Raw genomic sequence first — 19,985 nt, 5'->3', positions numbered from 1 at the left:
CAGCCTGCCTTTGAGGCGGTGAGTGCGCCCCGGCGAGCCGCCCACGGCGTGAGCACGGCCGCGCGCCCACGTGTTCGACCTCGCCCCTCGTCGAACGGCTCGCCGCCCAGGAGCGGGCCGTTGTCGAGGCCCTGTCGACGAAACACCGGGCCCGACCACCTGCGTTCGCGCGTACCCCCGCCGGAGATTTTAGTGATACGTCAACAATATGGTACGCTTCGGGCATGACCGAACCGTCATGGCTGACTCCGCAAGAGGCCGACGTGTGGGCGAAGTACCGGCGCCTGCGGCGCGAGCTGCACCGAGCCCAAGAGCGTCAGCTCCTGCGCGACTCCGGACTGTCGGCGGCGGACTATGCGCTGCTGGCCCCGCTGTCGGAATCGGCGGACGGCGTCCTGCGGGCCAGAGACCTCGGGGCGGAGGTGGACTGGGAACGCAGCCGCCTGTCCCATCAGATCAGCCGGATGGAGAAGCGCGGTCTCGTCACACGCGAGGCATGCGCTGAGGACGCCCGCGGCTCCATGGTCCGGCTCACCCCCAAGGGACGGCAGGCCATCGAGGAAGCCGCGCCGCGCCACGCGGACACCGTGCGCCGGCTCTTCTTCGACCCGTTCACCGCCCAAGAGGTCCGCCTGTTCGGCGAGTTCCTGGACCGCGTCCTGGCCCAGGTCGAGGCGGAGGCCCTGGACACGGCCTGATCTGGGCGCGGCCAGGGCCCGCCCGACCCTCAGCAGACAGGGTGGCCCACACCCAGGAAAGCCGCGGCCTGGTTACCCGGTGGTGCCACGGGTGAACGTGGATGCCATGAACAGCGACAACACCTCCTCCCGCGCCCCGCACCCCTACGTGGGCATGTGGGTGACCGCGGACGGCCACATCCGCCAGGAGCTGCTTCCCGACGGCCGCTACGACGAGGCCCGCGGCACTCGGAACAGCGCGTACACCGGCAGCTACACCGTCACCGGCAATCACATCGACTACGTCGACGACACCGGATTCACCGCCACGGGCGACGTGCGGGACGGAATCCTCCACCACGAGCACCTGGTCCTCTACCGCGAGGACGAGGCACCGCGGCCGTAACGCACGCCGACAGGCTGTCCCGCCGTTCCGCCGGCAGGACAGCCTCTTCTTTTCCCCGGCCCTCACCCGCCCCGCCCTCACCCGCCCCGCCCCCCGGCTCCGCGGCCCCGGGCGGAGCCGCGCTCCGGTCGCGGCTCCAACGCAAACGGAAGGCACCTCGACATGGAGAGCCTTGAACTGATCGTCGCCGTCGCGGCCGCCGTACTCTTCTCCGGATGGCTCGCCCGCGGCACCGGCCTGAGCGAGCCACTGCTCCTCCTGGGTGCCGGCTGTCTTCTCGGCCTGACGCCGGCCTTCGACGACATCGTCCTCGCTCCCGAAGTGGTGCTGCTTCTGTTCCTGCCCGCCCTGCTCTACTGGGAGGCACTGACCTCCTCGGTCCGCGAGATCCGCCACAACCTGCGCTCCATCGCCCTCCAGTCGACTGCCCTGGTGCTGTTCACCGCACTGGCCTCGGGAGCCGTGGCCCATGCCTTCGGCTACCCCTGGCCCGTCGCTCTCGTGCTGGGAGCGGTCCTCGCGCCCACCGACGCCGCCGCCGTGGCCGCGGTGGCCCGCGCCATGCCCCGGCGCATCCTGACCATGCTGCGCACCGAGAGCCTCCTCAACGACGGCACCGCCCTGGTGCTGCTCGCCGTCACCGTCGAGGTGGTGGCCGAGGACGTCCCCTTCAGCTGGACCGACACATCCCTGCGGTTCGTCGAGTCCTACGCGGGCGGTATCGCCATCGGTGTCGCCGTCGCCCTGCTGCTCAGGCACGTCAGGCTCCGGCTGCGGGATCCGCTGCTGCACAGCGTCCTCAGCGTCGCCACACCGTTCTTCGCCTTCCTGCCCGCCGAGCTCGCGCACGTGTCCGGTGTACTGGCCGTCGTCACCTGCGGACTCGTCAGCAGCCGGTACGGCCCCCGGGTGATCGGCTCCGACGCCCGGGTGCAGGCCACGGCCTTCTGGGAGGTCACCAGCCACCTCCTCAACAGCGCCCTGTTCGTCCTGGTGGGCATCCAACTGCCAGCCGCCGTCAGGGCACTGACGTCCACGGACCTCGTGCAGGCCGTGGCAGTGGCGACCGCCGTGAGCGCCGCTGTCGTCGGAACACGCTTCCTGTGGTTCTACACCGTTCCCTACGCCGTGCGCGTCGTGGACCGGCGGCCGGTGCAGCGGGAACGCCGGATCGGGGCGGCGCAGCGCCTACCGCTGGCGTGGGCCGGAATGCGCGGCGCCATCTCGCTGGCCGCCGCGCTGACCATTCCGACCGTCACCGCGGAAGGGCAACCGGTGGAGCATCGGGACGCCATCGTGTTCACCACGGTCGTGGTCATCGTGGTGACCCTCACCGTGCTGGCGCCCACCCTCCCGGCCATGGTCCGCCGGGCCCGGTACGACGCCGACGACGAGCAGACCGCCGAGTCCGTCCTTGCCCACCGGCACCTCGGCACCGCCGCCCTGCGCGCGCTGCCCGATCTGGCCCGCCGCTACTCCGTCGCACCGGGCACGGTGGCGCAACTGGAGCGCGACATCAGCGACCGCATCGACGGAGGCGAGGACGCGCTCCGGCGCAGCCGCAGCGCTCATCAGATGGAGATGGAACTGCTGCGCGTCAAGCGGCGGGCCCTGTCGGAACTCCGCGACGCCGGTCGCATCGACGACATCGTGCTGCGAAGCGTCCAGGACGTACTGGACGCAGAGGAAGTCCGGCTGTCGGTGAAGGAGTCCAGAATGCCGCCGGCGACCGGCGAGCGCGCCCTGCGAACAGTGGCTCAGCGGGACACCTGAGCGTGCTGACCGGCCGAGCCCCCGGCCGGCGGCTCCGTGCCTGAGACCGGAGAGTCGCTGGGCGCTGCATTCCTGGGTGTGCTGGTCCCAGGTGAAGGGCGGCCTGGTGAGGGTCTGCGGCGAGCGGAAGTGTGGTGTGTGGCGCCGGCCGGACAAGGCGGCCGGCGATGTTCTCCACTTCGGGATCGGGGTTGTGACATGTATGTCGAGGGTGCGGTGCGTGAGGCTCTGCTGGAGCAGCTGCGAGCGTCGGCCGGTGAACGCGGGCGGCGGGTGCTGCTGACCGGTGCGACGGTGGTGACGATGGACCCGGCGACGGGTGTGCTCGACAAGGGCGACGTGCTGATCGAGGGCGACGTGATCGCCGCGGTGGGCACGGACCTGCGGGCACAGGGCGCGGAAACGGACGCCGTGGTGATCGACGCGGCCGGCTGCATCGTGGCCCCTGGGTTCGTGGACACGCACCGGCACGCGTGGGAGGCGCAACTGCGCCGGATCATGCCGGACGTGGACGACCTGGGCGGTTATGTGACGACCACCCTCCTGGGGTACGCGCCGGTGTACCGCCCGCAGGACATGTACGTGGGGACGCGGCTCGCGGCGCTGACGGCGATCGACAGCGGGATCACCACGATGCTGGACTTCTCGCACAACTCCCGGACCGCCGCCCACTCCGACGCCGCGGTGCGGGCGCTGCTCGACACCGGTATCCGGGGTGTGCACGCGGCGATGGCGCCCCACTTCGGTGACTGGGACAAGCAGTGGCCGGAGGATGTGGCACGGCTGCGGCAGGAGTTCGGCAACAGCCTGCTGTCCTTCCGCATAGCCGCGCTGGCGACGGGCGAGATCGCCGGTCCGGAGCGGGAGTTCGGTCCGCGGCTGGCGGCCGCGGCCCGTGAACTCGGGGTCGGGGTGAGCGTGGACGCGGTGTTCGGGGAGACGTCCTCGCGGGCCGTCCTGGAGTGGGAGCGCCAAGGGCTGCTGGGCCCGGACCTGACGCTGATCCACTCCACCGGTCTGACGCGGGACGCCTGGCGGGCGATCGGTGCGAGCGGCACGACGATCGCGTTGGCGCCCACCTCGGACGCACAGATCGGTCTGGAGACGGCGATCCCGGCAGTGGACGAGGCTTTGGCGGTGGGCGTGCGGCCCGGGCTGAGCATCGACGTGGAGGTGGCACTGGCCAGCGACATGTTCACTCAGATGCGGGCCCTTCACGCCATCCAGCGGATGCGGGCGGTCAACGCGGCCTATGGCACCGACGTCGCACCGCGTCGGATCAGCACCCTCGACGTGCTGGACTTCGCCACCCTCCAGGGCGCGCGGACCAACGGGCTGGGGGAGGTGACGGGTTCGCTCACCCCGGGCAAGCAGGCCGACGTGCTCGTGATCCGGGCCGAGGACGTCAACAACATGCCGCTGAACGACGCGGTCGGCACGCTGGTCCTGGGCAGCGACGCCCGCAACGTCGACACCGTCTTCGTCGCCGGGCAGGTCCGCAAGTGGGACGGGCGTCTCCTGGACGTCGACCTCGCCGCCCTGCGCGACGAAGTCGCCGCCTCCCGCGACCACATCCTCAACGCCCCTGCCGACGTCTGAGCACCAGGTCCGGGAGAGTGACGGCGCCACCCCGCGTGGCGCCGTCGCTCTTTCCCTCAGGCGGCGATGAACTCCACCGGCCCTGGCCGGCCGAGCCCGTACCTCTCCGCGCAGAGGCGGAGGGCCTCGGCCCTCCGTCCGCTCCTCGTTCTCAGACGGAGTCGACCACCAGCGCACTGGCGGTGGCGAAGGTGTGCCGGAACTCCCTGAGGGGCTTGTACTCCTCGGAGTCGTAGAAGTTCAGGACAGCCTGCTTGTCCGGGAACTCCAGGATCACTCCGATGGCGGGACGCTCGTCGGCTTCCAGGACGAAGCACTCGGTGTCGCGGGCCACGGGCTTGCCGCCGTAGCGCGAGACCACCTCGAGGGTCCTGGACTCATAGTCCCGCATCTTCTCGTCGTCCCGGGGGGTGACGCTGATGACCATGTAGGCACTCATCGCTGAATCCTTCGTCAGTTCGTAACTACGTGAACTATTGAAGCTTCGGTTCTCGTCCCTGCCAAATCCCCGGAGCGTGAGCTGCGGCACAACCCTTCGACAGTTGGCGAAGGTGCGTACAATCGAAGGGTGAAGCCGTTGACCCACCCCAGTCGCGCGGAACTGCGGATAGAGGCAGTACTGGACGCGATGGCCAATCCCACCCGGCTCAAGATCATCGAGCGTCTCGCCGGCGGGGAGGAGCTCACGTGCTCCACTACGCTGCCTGACGTGTCTCCCTCGACGGCGAGCCGCCATTGGCACGTCCTGCGGGAGGCGGGTCTCCTGCGTGCCCGGCGCGAAGGCCGGATCATCTTGCACAGCCTGCGCCGAGAAGACCTCGACAGCCGCTTCCCCGGCCTGCTCGACAGTGTGCTGGCGGCAGTCCGCCACGCCCCGCCCGCGCGGACCGGTGACTAGGCCGTCAGCACGGATGGACCCCGTCGCCGGCGTGGGTGAGAACCGCCCGACCGGGGTGGCGGTCGTGATCGTAGTCCGCGACGGCGATACCGCGTGTCTCGCCGAGGACGAGGCGCCGGGTCCGCTGCCCCCGCCCGGCAACCGAGAACGGCCCGAAGACCAGCTCTGCCACGCGCGGGACGATCGGGTCGTCGCCCTGCCGTTCCCCCGTGGCCACCACCAGGTCGGACCATCCGTCCTGGTCGGAGTCGGCGACGAGGGTACCGGCCGTGGTCACGCAGGGCTCGACAGCGGGCCGGACCTGGGGCGGACGACGAGCAGTCCCTCATCACCGCACCCCGCGACCAGCATCGCCCCCGTGGCCGGCGAAGCGCCGGGGACGACGTGCCGAATCCGCGCCCTGGAATGCTCAGAGCCGCTCAAGTCATAGACGTCAGCAGGGCCTCAGACCTCAGAAGCAGTGCCGGGCGGCGGTTCGGAGGGCGGATCCGTGCCCGTGGCGCGCGGCGCCGACTCCAGAGCCCACAGCGAGGACCGTACGCGCTCCAGCCCGCGGCTCATGTGACGGCGGAACGTGCTCAGCGGCAGCCCCAGACGCTCCGCGGCCGCCTCTCTGGTCGGAGCCCCCCGCAGGAACCCCGTCACCAGAGCGCGGTGATATTTCACGGCGCGCGGATCGGAGCCGAGGGCGTCCAGGGCCTCCGTGATGATCTTCCGTAGCGCTGCCACGGGATCGTCGCCGCCCTGACGGGCCACCAGGCGGGTGCGCAGCAGCGGATTGCCGGCCAGCAGGTCCTTGCGCTGCCAAGCGGCCAGGGCGTCACCCACTGCGCTGTCGAACTCCTCCCGGGTGAGGACGGTGAACGCGCCGGGGCCGCTGCGCGGCCGGGCCGCGGGCCGGGCCGCGGGGCCGGCCAGTTCGGCCAGGTGGCCGACCTCCATCCAGCGTTCGAGGGTGACCGTCCGCCAGTCGTGCGCGTACAGCGTGAAGGACAGCCCCTGCACGGTGACCGGGGGCCGGACAGGTCTCTGATCGATGTAGCGCATCAGCGGATCGAGGAACGATCCGGAGGCCGTCGCGACGAATGACCATGCGGGGGTGTTGAGGAGGAACCCCGCCAGAATCCGGTAGATCACCAGGTCCATCAGCTCGGACGCCGCGTGGTGGGCGGCGGGCGGAGCGTAGACGCGAGCCAGCGCGAGGTGCTCCCGCGGGCGCAGCGGCCGAGTGGTGTGCGCGTGGTGCCGGGCTGCCGCCGCCAGCGGGTCGGTCGTCGCACCGTCCACGCCGGCGACGTCCGGTCGCAGCCACGCCAGCACGGCGGCCGGGGCGTGCGCGGCGGTGTCCCAGTAGACGTGGAAGGCGCGCGGCTGGGCGTCGAGCCACCGGGCCGTCTCGGCGGCGGTCGAGGCCCCTTCCGCAGAGGCGACGAAGCGCAGTACGTCGTCACGCAGCTCCTGCCGGTAGGGCAGCTCCTGGAAGCGGTCACCGCCCTGCCAGGTGACGAACCGCGCGACGAACCCGTTGTGCCGGTGCAGATAGGTCAGCGCGGCTGTCGCGGGCAGGATGTGATGCGGGAGAGCCTGCCGGATCTGCTCGAGCAGGTGGGTCCGGATGCGCTCGTGCATGCTGCGATAGCCCGAGGGATCGCGCCAGCGCAGATCGTTGTCCAGCAGATCGCGCACAAGAGGGAAGAGGGTTGTCCCGTTCCGCTGGGCGTGGGCGAACGGGCGCCGACGCAGCCAGTCGAAGACGTCCGCTGCGGAGCCGCCGTCCTCGCTGAGCGCCGTGCGCAGCAGGTCCTCCGTGGTCCATCTGCTGTGGGCGGCAATCTCCAGCGCCTGGCGGTGGGCCGGGCTCGGCACGTCACCGATCACCTCGTCGAGCAGGGCGAGCACCAGCTCCTGAGGCGGCTCTCCGTACCGGAAGCGGCCTTCCGCACGTGCCGCCTCGGCCAGGACCAGGGCCAGGGGGTGTCCCTGTGCGAAGCCGACGACGAGGTCCGAGATCTCCTGGTCCCCGTCGGTTCCCGGGCCGGAGACCAAAGCACGGGCGTCGGCATCGCACAACGGCCCGAGTCGGAGCGCCCGCAGCCCGCCTCGCCGCCTCGCTGCCGCACGCCAGGAGGCTGACGGAGCGTTCTGTCCCGCGACCACGATCAGGGCCTCGCCCACTTCGGCCGGCACGATGGGCGGCAGGGCGCCGTCCGCTCCGCCGACCTGATCGACGTCGTCCACCAGCAGGACCGTGCCGGGGACGGCGGCCGCCTCCCGGATCTGACCCCACAGGGCCTCGGCCGAGGCGGATCGGGCCGCGTCGATCTCGACCACCCGGCGGTCTCCCGCGCGGGCGATCGCGGCGAAGCGGCTGAGCAGCGCCGTCTTTCCGATCCCCGCCGGTCCGTGCACGTACAGGACCGCGCGGTTGTCGGGGGAGTGGGCGAATGAGCGCAGGGCGCGAGTGAATTCGGCGAGCTGGCCGGCACGTCCGGCGAAGGTTGGTGTGTGCATCGCTGTCGCGGGTGGACTCCTCACAAAACGCGGCCGACGATACCGCAGCCGCGACGGTTACCCGGCGGGCGCGTCCATGTACTCGGGCCGGGCAGGCGGCCGTTGACCGCGCAGGCACACCTCCTAGGCGGTGATCGCCGATGCCTGCCGCCCGTGCTCCTGGAACCGTGGGTGCCGGTGCACGCGGGCGGTCCTTCGCGCCGTGCCTGCTCGGAACGGAGACAGCATGGAACGCGAGAAGCCGCAGGTCACGGTGACCCAGGTCCCTGAGGAGAACCGCCTTGAGGCGTACGTGGACGGCCGGCTGGCAGGCCTCGTCGAGTACATCCCGGCCAAGGGGCTGATCGCGTTCGTGCACACCGAGGTGCTGCCCGAGCGCGAAGGGCAGGGCATCGGGTCCGCCCTGGCGAAGGCATCCCTGGAGATGGCGCGGCGGGCCGATCTGAAGTTCCTGCCCGTCTGCCCCTTCATCGCCGCCTGGGCGGACCGTAATCCGGCCTACGAGCCTTGGCGTCACCGACCCGCCGGCCGCGTCGCCGACTGAGAGCGCCACCGTCGATGTTGACGTATCAACAATCGAGCGTATTGTTGACGCATCACCAAATGGTCGGAGGTGTTCCGACCCTGATCGAACGGCCGCGGCTCCAGAAACCACGGCTGATCACCCACGTGTCAGGAGCAAGGTCATGAAGGCGCTCATCGCCCGGTCGTACGGCCCCCTGGAATCCCTCGAGTTCGCTGACCTGCCCATCCCGGCCCCCGGTCCCGGCCGGCTGCTGGTCCGGCTGCAGGCCACCGCTCTCAACGCGGTCGACAAGGTGCCTCGTCACGGGTGCCATGCGCGACGCACTGCCGGTACGCCACCCCTTCGTTCCGGGTGTGGACGTCAGCGGAGTGGTCGAGTCCGTCGGCGAGGGCGTCACCCGGTTCTCGCCCGGCGACGCCGTCATCGCGTGGAACAGCGTGACCGCCGGAGCACTGGCCGAGTACGTCGTCGTCGCGGACGCCCCCTCCGTGGCCCGGCGTCCCGCCGGACTCACCCCGGCGCAAGGCGCGGCCCTGACCACCGCAGGACTCACAGCAGCCGCTCTGCTGGACGCCGCCCGGGTCGACACCGGCGGCAGCGTCCTGATCGTGGGTGCCGCCGGTGGAGTCGGCTCCTTCACCGTCCAGCTCGCCAAGCGTGCGGGTCTGACCGTCCTGGCCACGGGACGCCCGGACGACGTGGAGTTCCTGCGCCGCCTCGGTGCCGACCACGTCCTCGACTACCGCGAGGTCGACATCGCCCACGAGACGCACGCCCTGGTCGACGGTGGAGCCGACGTCGTCATCGACCTCGCCAACGCCGGTCCGGCACTCGCGACCACAGCCGCCGCGGCGAAGGAGGGGGGAGTGCTCGTGTCCCCCCTCGGTGGGCCGCCCTCGTTCGAGCGGGGCGTCACCGCCGTCTACACCGGCACCCGCACCCCTGAAGGACGCCTGGAAGAACTTGCCGCCCAGGCCTCCGACGGCCGACTGCGCGTCGAGATCGACTCCGACTACGCCTTCGGGCAAGCCGACCGCGCCCTGGTCGACTTCGCCTCGAAGCACATCCGCGGCAAGGTGACCGTCACCTTCTGACGCCTCAGCCGCCTCCCGCCGAGCCGCACACCCCCGCCCTGAGGCTCGGCTTCGATCGCCGGACTCACCGGGGACCCGGACAATGGACCGGACCGCCATGACCCAGGCGTGGCCGGACGACTGGTCGTCATGGACGTGGTCAGCGCCGCCGATGATTGCCGTCACGTCAGCAATCCCAGCTCGACGGGAGGGTGATCAGAGGTGCAGAATCCGCCGGAGCCACTTCACCCGCGCCGCGCGCGCCCGCTGTGACAACTCGGCGTCGGGGGCGAGCGCGTCGAAGCCGTGGAAGCCGCCGGGCCACACGTGCAGTTCCGCCTCGCCCCCGGCCTGCCAGACGCGTGAGGCGTAGGTGACCACCTCGTCGCGGAAGGTCTCCGCGGAACCGACGTCGATGAACAGGGGAGGCAGGCCGGCCAGGTTCTCGGCTCGGGCGGGTGCCGCGTACGCCGTGACGTCCGGGCCGCCGCGCCGAGGCCCCAGCAGTGCGCTCCACCCCGTGTCGTTCGAGGTGCGGTCCCAGGCGCCCACGCCGGCCATCTGGTGCGCCGAAGGGGCGTCGTTGCGATCATCGAGCATGGGGCAGACCAGCAACTGGCCCACCGGGGCGGGGCCTTCGAGATCCCGGACGAGCAGCGTCAGGCCCGCGGTCAGCCCGCCCCCCGCGCTGGGCCCCGAGACGACCAGACGCCCGGGATCGATGCCGAGCTCGTCGGCGTGGGCCATGGTCCAGCGCAGTCCGGCGTGCACGTCCTCCAGGCCCGCGGGGAAGGGGTGCTCCGGGGCCAGCCGGTACTCGACCGAGACGAGCACGATCCCCAGGTGCTGCACCCAGTCGAGCATTTCCCCGAGGAGGTTGCGGTTGTCCCCGAGGATCATGCCGCCGCCGTGCGTGAAGTAGACCGCAGGCCGCGGCCCGGGCGAGTTGGTCGGGCGGCAGATCAGCAGAGAGATCTCGGGAGCGCCTTCCGGGCCCGGGACCCGCCGCTCCGTGAAGTCGATCGCGCCGTCCCGGCGCAGCTCGTCGTCGGTCGGCGCGGCGGCCCTCATGAACTCGCGCAGCGCCGGGATCATCTCCGGCAGGACGGCGGGAGGCATGGTCCGCGCCAACGACCGCAGTACGGGAACCAGTTCGGGGTCGAAGGGGGGTGGGGGTCCGATGGGCGAGGTGTCGGTCATCCGTGTTCCTGTCGGGCAGATGGGGAAGCGGCGCGCGCGGTGCCCTCGGCGCGCGGCGGCCCGGTACGGCCGAGGCGCGGGTGGCACGGCGTGGAAGCCGGTGCCGTGGCACCCGCGGCGGTTGGTGCGGGGGAGGACCGAAGTTCAGCCCTTGTTCTGGCCGAGGAGCTGGAGCTCCCAGGCCAGGCTGGTGCCGAAACTGCCGCCGTGCTCCAGGAGGATCTCCGTCATGCCGGGGACCGTCTCCTCGCGGGCCCAGTCACGCTGCCACTCGGAGATGACGGTGCCGGAACAGGTCGGGATGACCCCGGCCTGGATCATGCGCTCGATACCGCGCTCGTGAGCTTCGGTGGTGGTGGCGCCCGAGGCGTCCGTCACCGCGAAGACGCGGTAGCCGTCGGCGAGGGCGTGGATCGCCGGCCAGGCCAGGCAGATGTCCGTCCACAGACCGGCCATGATGAGGTCCTTGCGACCCGTGGCCCTGACGGCGTCCACGACACGCTGGTCCTCCCACGTGTTGATCGCCGTACGGTCGATCGGCGTCTGGTCGGGGAAGACCTCCTGCAGCGGGCGGATGATGTGACCGCCCCGGTCCTCCACCACCGTGGTGAGGACGGTCGGCACATTGAACAGCCTGGCGCCCTTGGCCAGCGCCGTCACGTTGTTGACGACCAGGTTGGCGTCCATGCTGCGCATGCCGGCGAACTGGGCGCCCTGGTGGTCGATCAGCAGCAGCACCGACTTCTCAGGGGTGAGCAGGGCGTCGAGGCCGGTGTAGGTGATGTGGTTGGCTGCCATGTCATCTCCGAGGATCGTTCGAGGCGACGGCCGGGTGCGACCGCCCGTTTCAAGATCGCACCGGCACTTCGCGCCTCGCATCGGCGACTGGTACGTAGGCGTTTTGCGCCTCTGGCCGACAGGCGGGTGCACACCGACGCGGCAGGAGCGCCAAGGGACTTGCTCGGCACAAGTCGCCGATGCGGCGCTTCGGCAAGGCCGCCGAGGATACGAGCGACGGTGAGTACGAAAGGAAGCACGGATGACACGCACCGCTGTCATGGGCGGCGGCATCGCCGGGTTGGCCACGGCACTCTTCCTCGCACGCCGCGGGCACGACGTGTTCCTCTTCGAGCAGGACACCGAAAAGCCCGGCGGCCACCTGGACGACGACTTCTTCGGGCGGTCGCGCGCACGCGTCCCGCATGCCGTCCAGCCGCACGCCCTGCTTGGCCCGGCCCGATCCGTGCTCAGGGCGCGGACTCCCGATGTCCATGCTCACCTGCTCGGCCTGGGCGCCTGGGAACAGCACGAGTTCGACTGGTTCCCCGAGCGCCCCCCGTACCGGCCCGGCGACGAGGATCTGGTCCTGGTACGCACGCGGCGCATCGTCCTGGAGACGGCGCTGCGTGCGGCGGTGGACGCGCAGCGCACCATCCGCCACGAGACCGGTGCGGCGGTGCGCGGGCTGGTGACCACGCCGGAGCGGAGTGGCCTGCCGCGGGTGACCGGAGTGCTCTTGGACAGTGGACAAGTCGACACCGACCTCGTCGTCGACGCGTCAGGGCGTCGCTCGCCGGTCGTGGACTGGCTGACCGCGGCCGGGGCACGTCCACCCGAGACGGAGACACATCGGGTGGGTCTCGCCTATGCCTGCCGCTGGTACCGCGTGCGGTCCAGCCGTACGGCCCCGTCGCCCCGGGTTCCCTACACCTCCGCGGCGCCGTATGCGCTGAGCATCGCCTTCCCCTCCGACAACGACCTGCTCGGCGCGGCGCTGGTGTGTGCCGTCAAGGACCCCACTCTGCGGGCCTTGCGTGATCCCGGTACCTTCGACGCGCTGGCCCGCCTCTTCCCGTCCACCGCGGCATGGCTCTCCGCCGGTCCACGGCCGGTGGGCGACGTCCACATCATGGCCGGCCTCGACAACCGCTGGAGCCCCACAGCCGATGCGTCCGGGCCCGTCGTCACCGGCCTCGTACGCGTGGGTGACGCCCTCGTACACACCAATCCGACTCTGACACAGGGCATCTCACTCGCCCTGTGGGCGGCCGCGCGCGTCGCGGACACAGCGCACGACGCTCACCGCCACGAGGAGTTCGCCCGGTCCTACGACCGATGGGCGCACGATGAGCTCAAGCCCTGGTTCGACCTTCAGGTGGCCGCGGACCGGGAGAACGAGACGCGCCTGTCGGCCACGGCCGGGGTCGCGGCGGACCGGGAGGCGCGGTACAGGGCGGCGAGGTTCCCCTGCGCCTTGGAGGACCCGGTGGTCATGCGGGCCTGGGCGCAGGCCCGGCACATGCTGCGGACGCCGAGCGAGGCGTTCGGCGCCGAGGACGTGCGGGTGCGCGTGGAACGGTGGCTGAGGGCCCGTGCCGATGCGCCTCAGCTCCCCGCGGGGCCGCCGCGCAGCGCCTGGGACGCCGTGGTCACGGCGCGGGACACGGCCGCCGCGAAAGGCTGAACCGGCGTCGCCGCCGGTGAGGCCGGAAAGCGCAACGCTCCGCGCACCACCGCCGTTCGACGGACGGTGCTGTGCGGAGCGCGACTCTCAGCCGTCGACGCCGGGATGCTGCTGTGGAGGGAGGGGCGGCGCACCGATGGAGCCCAGCAGGGCGAGCGCGTCGGCCGACCGTGAACCGGGTTCGGCCTGAAGGATGACGAGTTGCTGACCGGGGGCGCTGCGGATGTCCAGCGCTTCGTGGCGCAACTCCATCGGCCCTACTGCGGAATGACGCACTTCCTTGACCTGGTACGGGGGGACCCGTGAGTACTCCCGTGCCCAGAGGGAGCGGAATTCGCCACTGCGCACCGCCAGTTCACCGACGAGTTCGAGGATGCGCGGGTCGTCGGGTGTCTGCGCCGCCGTCCGCTGGAGATCGGCCACGGCGCGGTGCCGGGCCCGCTCCGGACTGCGGTAGAAGGCCTTGGCGGCAGGGTCGAGGAAGAGCATGCGCAGGACGTTGTCCTGGCGGGTGAAGTCCGAGTACAGGGCTGCCGCGAGGCTGTTGGTCACCAGGAGGTCCTGTGCGCGACCGATGATGAAAGCGGGTGTTCTGGTCCAGCCCTCGATCATCTGCCGCAGCGGGGCGCTGACGCGCTCGACCCGCACGGGCGGCTTCATGCGGCGGGCCGTGGGCCGTGCCACTCGGAACAGGTGCGTCCTGTCCTCGTCGCTGAGTTGAAGTACCCGCGCCACCGCTTCGAGGACACGCTCGGACGGATTCAGCTCGCGGTCCTGTTCGAGCCGCATGTAGTAGCCGGCGCTGACACCGGCCAAGGCAGCCACTTCGTCGCGCCGCAGACCCGGCACCCGCCGGCGTCCGGTACTGGGCAGTCCCACCGCCGCGGGGCTCAGCAGTGCCCGTCGGGAGCGGAGAAAACGGCCCAGCCCTTCCACCGGGTCAGGGGGCGCGTGCTTGTCCATGCCATCGAGGCTAGAGGGAAGCCGCCTCAAAAGAACGTGCCGACCGTGGGTGCGTCACTCCCAGGATCAGGTGTCCCGGGGGCTGCATCGCGTGAGCCGACTGGTCGGTGATCGTCCGTCTCTGACCGGGGGAAAGCTCAAGGATCAAGACGACGTGTCACACAAAGTAAGGGGTGCTGAACCGCTCGCCATATTACATGGTCGACACTTTTGACCAGCCGCATGCGGTCTAGTCTGGATTCCATGAGCAAGGGGACGCCTTTGGGTGATTTTCTCAGAGCCCGCCGCGAAGCGCTGAAGCCGCAGGACGTCGGCCTGCCCGAACACGGGCGGCGTCGGGTTCCGGGGTTGCGCAGGGAGGAGGTCGCGCTCCTGGCCGGGGTGAGCTCCGACTACTACATCAGGCTTGAGCAAGGACGTGAACGCAGTCCCTCCCCGCAGGTTCTCGACGCGGTGGCGCAGGCGCTGAAGCTGGATGCGGAGGCGACCGACCACCTCAACCGGTTGTGCCTCGCGGCTTCGCAGCGCTCTCGTGAGTACGGCCACGGCGACGTGAGTGCTCAGCTGCTCCAGCTCATGGACGGATGGGACCACACCCCCGCCTTCGTCGTCGGACCGGCCCTCGACATCCTCGCCGCCAACGCGCTGGCCACAGCCTTGCACGGCGGCTTCGACGCGTTCGACAACCTGGCGCGCATGGTGTTCGTCGACCCCGCCGGCCGTGACTTCTACCAGGAGTGGGAGCGAGCCGCGCACTCGTGCGTCGCCGAGATCAGGGCCGCCTACGGGTTCGCCCCGGATTCCGCCCGCATCGCGGAGGTGGTCGCCGAACTCTCCGAACAGAGCGAGGAGTTCGCGGACCTCTGGCAACGGCACGAGGTGAAGGGCAAGTCGCAGGAGGGCAAGCACCTCAAGCATCCACAGGTCGGGGACCTGCACATCGCGTTCGCCGCCTTCACCGTCAACGGTGCGCCGCATCAGCAACTCGTCGTGTACCAGGCCGAGCCCGCCAGTCCGACGGCAGCGGCCTTCGAGGCGCTGCGCGCGACGGCCCCGGCGCCGAAGAACGCACAGGACGTCGCTGCCGAGCCGGCGGACGCCGACCCCGCATAGCGGTCGCGATGCGTGGGGTCGTGGCGCGCGCGGTCCGTTTCCCGCGCGTGCCACGACGCGTGGCCTCCTGCGGAGCGGAAACGCAGCCTGGTAGTGGCGCACCCAGGTATGTCCCGGCCTTCCTGCCGCTTTCGGCTCACCCGACCATCGAGACACGGGCGCACCGCCCTCTCGGTCGGCGGGTGCGCCGCGCGACGCGAAGGAGCGGACATGATCACTGTGAACGACCTGCGGGTCCACCCCTTGGACCAGGTGCACCGACTGATCGAACCCGGCCCGGTCATCCTGGTCAGCACGGAGTGGCAGGGGACACCCAACGTCATGACCAACGGCTTCAACATGATGGTGCACCACGCGCCGCCGTTGATCGCCTGCACCATCGGTCCGTGGGACCACAGCTACACGGCGCTGGTCGAGACCGGCGAGTGCGTGATCTCGATCCCCACGGCCGACATGGCCGCCACGGTGGTCGACATCGGGAACTGCTCAGGTGCCGATGTCGACAAGTTCGGGAAGTTCGGCCTCACGGCTGTGGCCGGTGACGCGGTCCGGGCACCTCTCGTCGCCGAGTGCTGGGCGAACATCGAGTGCCGGGTGGCCGACACCCGTCTGGTGGACTCCCACTCCCTCTTCCTTCTGGAGGCGGTCCGCGCCTGGACCGACCCCTCGCGGGAGGCTCCCCGGCTGTTCCACCACCGCGGCGACGGGACCTTCACGCTGGACGGCCCGGTCGTCGACCTCAAGTCGCGCATGACCAAGTGGCAGTACCTGGTCTAGGCCGCGGGGAAGCTTGCTGTTGATGCATCAGCAAGATCCGAGGGGCTATTGTTGACGTGACAACCTTTGGAGGGTGAGTGGCGACGCGTTCCTTCCCGAAGCGGCCGTCATGATGAGCGACCGCACAGGACAGCGAGGTGTGGGATGAAGGACGAAGGGAAGTCACGCACCTGCTTCTCGCTGCTGGGGCAGGTCCGCGCGCACCACGGCGACCACGAGATCGACCTCGGCTCGCCGCAACAGCGAGCGGTGGCAGCCGCGTTGCTGCTCGCTCAGGGCCGGCCCCTGACCGTGAACGACCTTGTCGAAGCGGTGTGGGAGCGTCCGCCGAACTCGCCCGCCTCGGTGGTGCGGACCTATGTGTGGCGGCTGAGGAACGCGCTGGAACCAGGTCATCTCCGGGCACAGCCCTGGCGGATCCTGCGGTCGGTGGCCGGCGCCTACCTGCTGGACGTCGACGACGACCGCGTGGACTGGCAGGCGTTCAAGCGGCACGTCGGGGAAGCCAGGGCCCGGCGGCTGGACGGTGACCACGCAGCGGCCCTGCTCTCCTACGACAGGGCCCTGGCGCTGTGGCGGGGCGATCCGCTGACCTCGGTGCCGGGTCCGCTGGCGGACCGCGAACGCTTCCGCATCCAGGCCCAGCACCTCGACGTGCTGGAGGAACGCCTGCACCTCCAAGTGGACGCGGGCCACTACGCCGAGGCGATCACCGGTGCCTCCGCTCTCGTCGAACAACATCCGCTGCGCGAAGGTCTGCACCAGGCGCTCATGCACGCCCTGTACCGGGCGGGACGCCAGGCGGACGCTCTGGCCGCCTACCGCACGGTCCACCGGATCCTGGACGAGGAACTCGGCATCGCGCCCGGTCCGGACCTGCGGTCGCTGCACGCCCGGATCCTCCGGGCCGGCCGTCCCGCCCCCGCACCGCCGAACCCCGAAACCGCGCGGCGCCGGACGCCGGTCCCGCGTCAACTTCCCTACGCAGCAGCCGACTTCACCGGTCGCGTCCCGCAGACTCAGCGCGTCCACGACGCACTGCTGCGGCATCACGCCCACGCCATGCCCATCGTGCTGGTCACCGGCATGGGCGGTGTGGGAAAGACGGCCCTGGTGATGCACAGTGTGCGGACGGTCCTGGCCTCCTACCCCGACGGGCAGCTGCACACCGACCTGCGCGGCGCCGGCGGCACACCGGCGGATCCCGGATCCGTCCTGGCGGCATTCCTGCGCGCCCTCGGCCACGCGGACTCCGTCATCCCGGACGAGCTCGACGAACGCGCGGCACTGTACCGGACGGTTCTGGCACGGCGACGCGTGCTGATCGTCCTGGACGACGCGGCCGACAGGGAACAGATCCTGCCGCTCCTGCCGGGTTCGCCCACCTGTGCCGTGGTCGTCACCAGCCGCAACAGCCTGGCGCCGCTCCCCGTCAGCCTGCGCGTCACCCTCGGGGCCCTGCCCGACGACGAAGCGCTGGACCTGTTCACCCGGCTGGTGGGCAGCGCACGCGTAGCAGCCGAACCACAGCTCGCACGCCAGGTGCTGGCCAGTTGCGGGGGCCTGCCCCTCGCCATCCGCGTCATCGGCTCACGGCTTGCGGCGCGCCCGAGTGGAGCCTGGCCCGACTGGCCGAACGGCTCGCCGACGAACAGCACCGGCTGTCGGAACTGAGCGTGGAATCCGTCGCCGTGGAATCCAGCTTCGCCCTCGGCTACAGGCAACTGGACGACTGCGCACGCCGCGCATTCCGGCTCTTGGCCGTCCCCGCGCAGAGCGGCTTCGACGTGCCCGTCGCCACCCGAGTCCTGGCCAGGCCGCAAGCAGCCGTGGCGCAGGCGCTGGAGAGACTCGTGAGCGCGGGACTGCTGGAATCCCCGGCACCGGACCGTTACCGCTACCACGACCTCGTCCTGCTGTTCGCGCAGCGCCTGGCCGCCCGAACGGACTCCACCGTGGAGCGCCACGCGGCGCTCGGCCGACTGCTCGATCACCACCTGATCACCGCGGCGGGCGCCTACCACTTCCTGCTCCCCGGACACACGGAGGAGGTCCATGCCAGCACGTCGCGGACATCCTCGAACAGCGGCCCGCCGCGCAGGACGGGGAGCGCGGTCCTGGGGACCCCAGCTCGGTGACGTCCTCCGGCTCATCACCCAGACAGCGGCCTCGCACACCGACCGGGCGGCGACCCTGTTGCTCATGCTCGGCGCCGCCACCATCAACGCGCACCGATGGCGCGAGCTGATTCCCGTGGCGACCACGGTCTGCGAAGCGGCGGTGGCCGGCAGCGACCACCGCTCCGAAGGACGCGCCCGCTACATGCTCGCCGGAGCGCTCACGCAGGTCGGCCGCCTGGAGGACGCCCGGGGTCACGTGCTGCGCGCCCTTGAGCTGACCGAGAGCGTCGGCGACGACGACGTGCACGCCATGGCGCTCAACCTGCACGGCGTCATCGTCGGATGGCACGATCCCGTCGCCGGTATCGGTCACCACCTGCAGGCTGCCGAACTGGCCCACCAGCGTGGCAACTCCTCGCTCGAGGCCGTCGCCCTCGGCAACATGGTGCAGACGCGGCTGCTCATGACAGGCATCGACGAGGACACGGTCGCCGCGTCCCTGCGTCAGCTGGAGCTGTACCGCGGCAACGCCGACCGCTACGGCGAGGCCACCGGTCACTACCGTCACGGCCAAGTGCTGCTGCGGCAAGGCCTGGCCCAGGACGCGATCGCCTCCCACCACCGCACACTGGCCCTCCTGGAACAGGGCGAGCAGGACTTCCTGCGGGGCGGCACGCACATGCGGCTGTCGGAGGCGTACCTGCGCACCGGAGAAGCCGCCGCGGCCCTCGGTCACGCCGAACGGGCCCTGGCGCTGAGCCGTGCAGTGCACCACGATCACCTCGCGGCCCTCTCCCTGACCGCCCTCGGCGACGCCCTGGCCGCGCTGGACCGCCACGAGCAGGCACGGCTGCACTGGCAGCGCGCGGTGGACGAGCTGCGGCGCCTGGAATTCACGAACGACGCGCAGCGAGTGGCCCGACGGCTTGCACAGCTGCCTCCGCCTCCACGGGGACCCGCGCGACAGGGCTGAGTAGGGGCCTGCGGAGAGAGCCGCGGAAGCCCGCACTCGTCCGCCCCGTCGAAGACGCCTGCACCCGCAAGCCCGGACAGGCCGTAGGCGCGTACGGACGGTTCGGGACGGCGCCCGGGCACTCCCAAGACCGGAAAAGACAGGTCGCCCCCGGAAATTGCCGGATCCCGGCGGGAGGGCGGAGATAGCCTCAGCAGGCGAATCGTCCGACGGGGAGGGGCACGGTATGCCGGGGCAGGACTGGACCGAACGTGCGGGAGAGTTGTTCGAGGCGGCGATGTTCGGCGGTGACACGTCCGCGCTCGATCGGTCCGACGAAGCGCTGGACGCGATCGAGGCACCGCTCTCCCTGGCGCGGGGAAAGGTGTTGCACGTCCGCTTCCTGAACGACCGCGAGGAGAACGACCAGGAACTGGTGCTCTTCGAGCGCGCGGCCGAGTTGTACCGGCGTCTGGGGGACGCGTCGGGCGAGGCGGACGCGTTGTTCTGGGTCGGCTGCTGGTATCAGGTGGTGAAGGGCGACGGCGCCACCGGCAGGCCGTACTTCGAGCGGTCGTACGCGCTGGCGAAATCCGTCGACGACCGGATGACGATGTCCTACGCGATACGCCATCTCGGCTTTGCCGACAAGGACGCAGGCCGGTTCGATCAGGCCCGTGAGCGGTTGACCGAATCGGTGACGCTGCGCCGGGAGACAGGTTTCAGGGCCGGGGAAGCGGCCGGCCTGGTGGCGCTGGCCTACTTCTCGGCCGAGACCGGCGACCGATCGGCGGCGCTCGACCACCTCGATGAAGCCGAGTCGGTCGCCGAAGGGTGTGGTGCCAAGGCCGTGTTGGAGTGGATCGCCCACGCCCGCACGCTCATCCGGCCCTAGATGATCAATTCCAGGGGATCGGCTGCGCGCAGGGGACG

Annotated in this window: 20 protein-coding genes; 14 read left to right on the top strand and 6 right to left on the bottom strand. The window is 70.7% G+C overall.

Annotated elements, in window-relative coordinates; all coding sequences use genetic code 11:
• Window positions 1-224 precede the first annotated feature (224 nt).
• The 4 genes from ACFY30_RS27070 (at window position 225) to ACFY30_RS27055 (ending at window position 4,455) form a co-directional block, all read left to right on the top strand.
• Window positions 225-698: a MarR family winged helix-turn-helix transcriptional regulator gene (locus ACFY30_RS27070; RefSeq protein ID WP_390847736.1), complete on the top strand. Its 474-nt coding sequence runs from the start codon at window positions 225-227 to the stop codon at window positions 696-698.
• A 106-nt stretch (window positions 699-804) separates the two neighbouring features.
• Window positions 805-1,083 (top strand): Atu4866 domain-containing protein, encoded by a 279-nt coding sequence (locus ACFY30_RS27065; protein WP_390847735.1) that lies wholly within the window; start codon window positions 805-807, stop codon window positions 1,081-1,083.
• A 162-nt stretch (window positions 1,084-1,245) separates the two neighbouring features.
• On the top strand, window positions 1,246-2,856 hold the full coding sequence (locus tag ACFY30_RS27060) for a Na+/H+ antiporter (protein ID WP_390847734.1): 1,611 nt from the start codon (window positions 1,246-1,248) through the stop codon (window positions 2,854-2,856).
• Window positions 2,857-3,072: 216 nt separating this feature from the next.
• Complete coding sequence (locus ACFY30_RS27055) at window positions 3,073-4,455, top strand: amidohydrolase family protein (RefSeq protein ID WP_390847733.1); 1,383 nt, start codon at window positions 3,073-3,075, stop codon at window positions 4,453-4,455.
• A gap of 151 nt (window positions 4,456-4,606) precedes the next feature.
• On the opposite strand, the gene ACFY30_RS27050 is transcribed toward ACFY30_RS27055, so the two are convergent.
• Window positions 4,607-4,894, bottom strand: coding sequence for a DUF1330 domain-containing protein (locus tag ACFY30_RS27050; protein WP_390847732.1), 288 nt, complete (start codon window positions 4,892-4,894; stop codon window positions 4,607-4,609).
• A 129-nt stretch (window positions 4,895-5,023) separates the two neighbouring features.
• Between ACFY30_RS27050 and ACFY30_RS27045 the strand changes: the two genes are divergently transcribed.
• Complete coding sequence (locus tag ACFY30_RS27045) at window positions 5,024-5,353, top strand: ArsR/SmtB family transcription factor (protein ID WP_390847731.1); 330 nt, start codon at window positions 5,024-5,026, stop codon at window positions 5,351-5,353.
• A 4-nt stretch (window positions 5,354-5,357) separates the two neighbouring features.
• Here ACFY30_RS27045 and ACFY30_RS27040 read toward each other — a convergent pair whose 3' ends face one another.
• Both ACFY30_RS27040 and ACFY30_RS27035 read right to left on the bottom strand, forming a co-directional pair.
• Window positions 5,358-5,630 (bottom strand): hypothetical protein, encoded by a 273-nt coding sequence (locus ACFY30_RS27040; protein ID WP_390847729.1) that lies wholly within the window; start codon window positions 5,628-5,630, stop codon window positions 5,358-5,360.
• 167 nt (window positions 5,631-5,797) lie between these two features.
• A complete protein-coding gene (locus ACFY30_RS27035) occupies window positions 5,798-7,864 on the bottom strand; it encodes an AAA family ATPase (RefSeq protein ID WP_390847728.1) in 2,067 nt (688 codons plus the stop codon).
• 226 nt (window positions 7,865-8,090) lie between these two features.
• Here ACFY30_RS27035 and ACFY30_RS27030 point away from each other — a divergent pair, with 226 nt between their 5' ends.
• Together ACFY30_RS27030 and ACFY30_RS27025 are read left to right on the top strand one after the other, a co-directional pair.
• Window positions 8,091-8,408, top strand: coding sequence for a GNAT family N-acetyltransferase (locus ACFY30_RS27030; protein WP_390847727.1), 318 nt, complete (start codon window positions 8,091-8,093; stop codon window positions 8,406-8,408).
• A gap of 293 nt (window positions 8,409-8,701) precedes the next feature.
• Window positions 8,702-9,484 carry an NADP-dependent oxidoreductase gene (locus tag ACFY30_RS27025; protein ID WP_390847726.1) on the top strand — a complete coding sequence of 261 codons (783 nt, stop codon included), beginning with the start codon at window positions 8,702-8,704 and terminating at the stop codon, window positions 9,482-9,484.
• Between the two features lie 195 nt (window positions 9,485-9,679).
• Here the strand turns inward: ACFY30_RS27025 and ACFY30_RS27020 are convergent, their stop codons facing one another.
• Together ACFY30_RS27020 and ACFY30_RS27015 are read right to left on the bottom strand one after the other, a co-directional pair.
• Window positions 9,680-10,663 (bottom strand): alpha/beta hydrolase, encoded by a 984-nt coding sequence (locus tag ACFY30_RS27020; protein ID WP_390847725.1) that lies wholly within the window; start codon window positions 10,661-10,663, stop codon window positions 9,680-9,682.
• Between the two features lie 144 nt (window positions 10,664-10,807).
• Entirely contained in the window at window positions 10,808-11,461 is a 654-nt protein-coding gene (locus tag ACFY30_RS27015) for a hydrolase (protein ID WP_390847724.1), read from the bottom strand.
• A 241-nt stretch (window positions 11,462-11,702) separates the two neighbouring features.
• On the opposite strand from ACFY30_RS27015, the gene ACFY30_RS27010 reads away from it, so the two are divergent.
• Window positions 11,703-13,127: an NAD(P)/FAD-dependent oxidoreductase gene (locus ACFY30_RS27010; RefSeq protein ID WP_390847723.1), complete on the top strand. Its 1,425-nt coding sequence runs from the start codon at window positions 11,703-11,705 to the stop codon at window positions 13,125-13,127.
• An 87-nt stretch (window positions 13,128-13,214) separates the two neighbouring features.
• Here ACFY30_RS27010 and ACFY30_RS27005 read toward each other — a convergent pair whose 3' ends face one another.
• Window positions 13,215-14,090, bottom strand: a complete 876-nt coding sequence (locus ACFY30_RS27005) for a helix-turn-helix transcriptional regulator (RefSeq protein ID WP_390847722.1) — start codon at window positions 14,088-14,090, stop codon at window positions 13,215-13,217.
• Between the two features lie 243 nt (window positions 14,091-14,333).
• Here ACFY30_RS27005 and ACFY30_RS27000 point away from each other — a divergent pair, with 243 nt between their 5' ends.
• From ACFY30_RS27000 to ACFY30_RS26975, 6 genes are all read left to right on the top strand, one after another.
• Complete coding sequence (locus ACFY30_RS27000; RefSeq protein WP_390847721.1) at window positions 14,334-15,203, top strand: helix-turn-helix transcriptional regulator; 870 nt, start codon at window positions 14,334-14,336, stop codon at window positions 15,201-15,203.
• Between the two features lie 210 nt (window positions 15,204-15,413).
• Complete coding sequence (locus tag ACFY30_RS26995; protein ID WP_390847720.1) at window positions 15,414-15,980, top strand: flavin reductase family protein; 567 nt, start codon at window positions 15,414-15,416, stop codon at window positions 15,978-15,980.
• Between the two features lie 144 nt (window positions 15,981-16,124).
• Complete coding sequence (locus ACFY30_RS26990; RefSeq protein ID WP_390847719.1) at window positions 16,125-17,654, top strand: BTAD domain-containing putative transcriptional regulator; 1,530 nt, start codon at window positions 16,125-16,127, stop codon at window positions 17,652-17,654.
• 2 nt (window positions 17,655-17,656) lie between these two features.
• Entirely contained in the window at window positions 17,657-18,118 is a 462-nt protein-coding gene (locus ACFY30_RS26985) for a hypothetical protein (RefSeq protein ID WP_390847718.1), read from the top strand.
• A 64-nt stretch (window positions 18,119-18,182) separates the two neighbouring features.
• Complete coding sequence (locus ACFY30_RS26980; RefSeq protein ID WP_390847717.1) at window positions 18,183-19,073, top strand: hypothetical protein; 891 nt, start codon at window positions 18,183-18,185, stop codon at window positions 19,071-19,073.
• Window positions 19,074-19,299: 226 nt separating this feature from the next.
• Complete coding sequence (locus tag ACFY30_RS26975; protein WP_390847716.1) at window positions 19,300-19,947, top strand: tetratricopeptide repeat protein; 648 nt, start codon at window positions 19,300-19,302, stop codon at window positions 19,945-19,947.
• The last annotated feature ends 38 nt before the right edge of the window (window positions 19,948-19,985 follow it).

Origin of the sequence: Streptomyces sp. NPDC000345, from assembly GCF_042898825.1 — a bacterium.
In the GTDB taxonomy this organism is placed as follows: Bacteria; Actinomycetota; Actinomycetes; order Streptomycetales; family Streptomycetaceae; genus Streptomyces.
The sequence above is the reverse complement of the archived record's forward strand: the minus strand, read 5'-3'. Positions and strand labels throughout refer to the sequence as shown.

Bases quoted from the DNA above. Each gene is read 5' to 3' on its own strand.
- ACFY30_RS27070 (WP_390847736.1), top strand. From the start codon at position 225: ATGACCGAACCGTCATGGCTGACTCCGCAAGAGGCCGACGTGTGGGCG.
- ACFY30_RS27065 (WP_390847735.1), top strand. From the start codon at position 805: ATGAACAGCGACAACACCTCCTCCCGCGCCCCGCACCCCTACGTGGGC.
- ACFY30_RS27060 (WP_390847734.1), top strand. From the start codon at position 1,246: ATGGAGAGCCTTGAACTGATCGTCGCCGTCGCGGCCGCCGTACTCTTC.
- ACFY30_RS27050 (WP_390847732.1), bottom strand. From the start codon at position 4,894: ATGAGTGCCTACATGGTCATCAGCGTCACCCCCCGGGACGACGAGAAG.
- ACFY30_RS27035 (WP_390847728.1), bottom strand. From the start codon at position 7,864: ATGCACACACCAACCTTCGCCGGACGTGCCGGCCAGCTCGCCGAATTC.
- ACFY30_RS27030 (WP_390847727.1), top strand. From the start codon at position 8,091: ATGGAACGCGAGAAGCCGCAGGTCACGGTGACCCAGGTCCCTGAGGAG.
- ACFY30_RS27025 (WP_390847726.1), top strand. From the start codon at position 8,702: ATGCGCGACGCACTGCCGGTACGCCACCCCTTCGTTCCGGGTGTGGAC.
- ACFY30_RS27020 (WP_390847725.1), bottom strand. From the start codon at position 10,663: ATGACCGACACCTCGCCCATCGGACCCCCACCCCCCTTCGACCCCGAA.
- ACFY30_RS27015 (WP_390847724.1), bottom strand. From the start codon at position 11,461: ATGGCAGCCAACCACATCACCTACACCGGCCTCGACGCCCTGCTCACC.
- ACFY30_RS27010 (WP_390847723.1), top strand. From the start codon at position 11,703: ATGACACGCACCGCTGTCATGGGCGGCGGCATCGCCGGGTTGGCCACG.
- ACFY30_RS27005 (WP_390847722.1), bottom strand. From the start codon at position 14,090: ATGGACAAGCACGCGCCCCCTGACCCGGTGGAAGGGCTGGGCCGTTTT.
- ACFY30_RS27000 (WP_390847721.1), top strand. From the start codon at position 14,334: ATGAGCAAGGGGACGCCTTTGGGTGATTTTCTCAGAGCCCGCCGCGAA.
- ACFY30_RS26995 (WP_390847720.1), top strand. From the start codon at position 15,414: ATGATCACTGTGAACGACCTGCGGGTCCACCCCTTGGACCAGGTGCAC.
- ACFY30_RS26990 (WP_390847719.1), top strand. From the start codon at position 16,125: ATGAAGGACGAAGGGAAGTCACGCACCTGCTTCTCGCTGCTGGGGCAG.
- ACFY30_RS26980 (WP_390847717.1), top strand. From the start codon at position 18,183: ATGCTCGGCGCCGCCACCATCAACGCGCACCGATGGCGCGAGCTGATT.
- ACFY30_RS26975 (WP_390847716.1), top strand. From the start codon at position 19,300: ATGCCGGGGCAGGACTGGACCGAACGTGCGGGAGAGTTGTTCGAGGCG.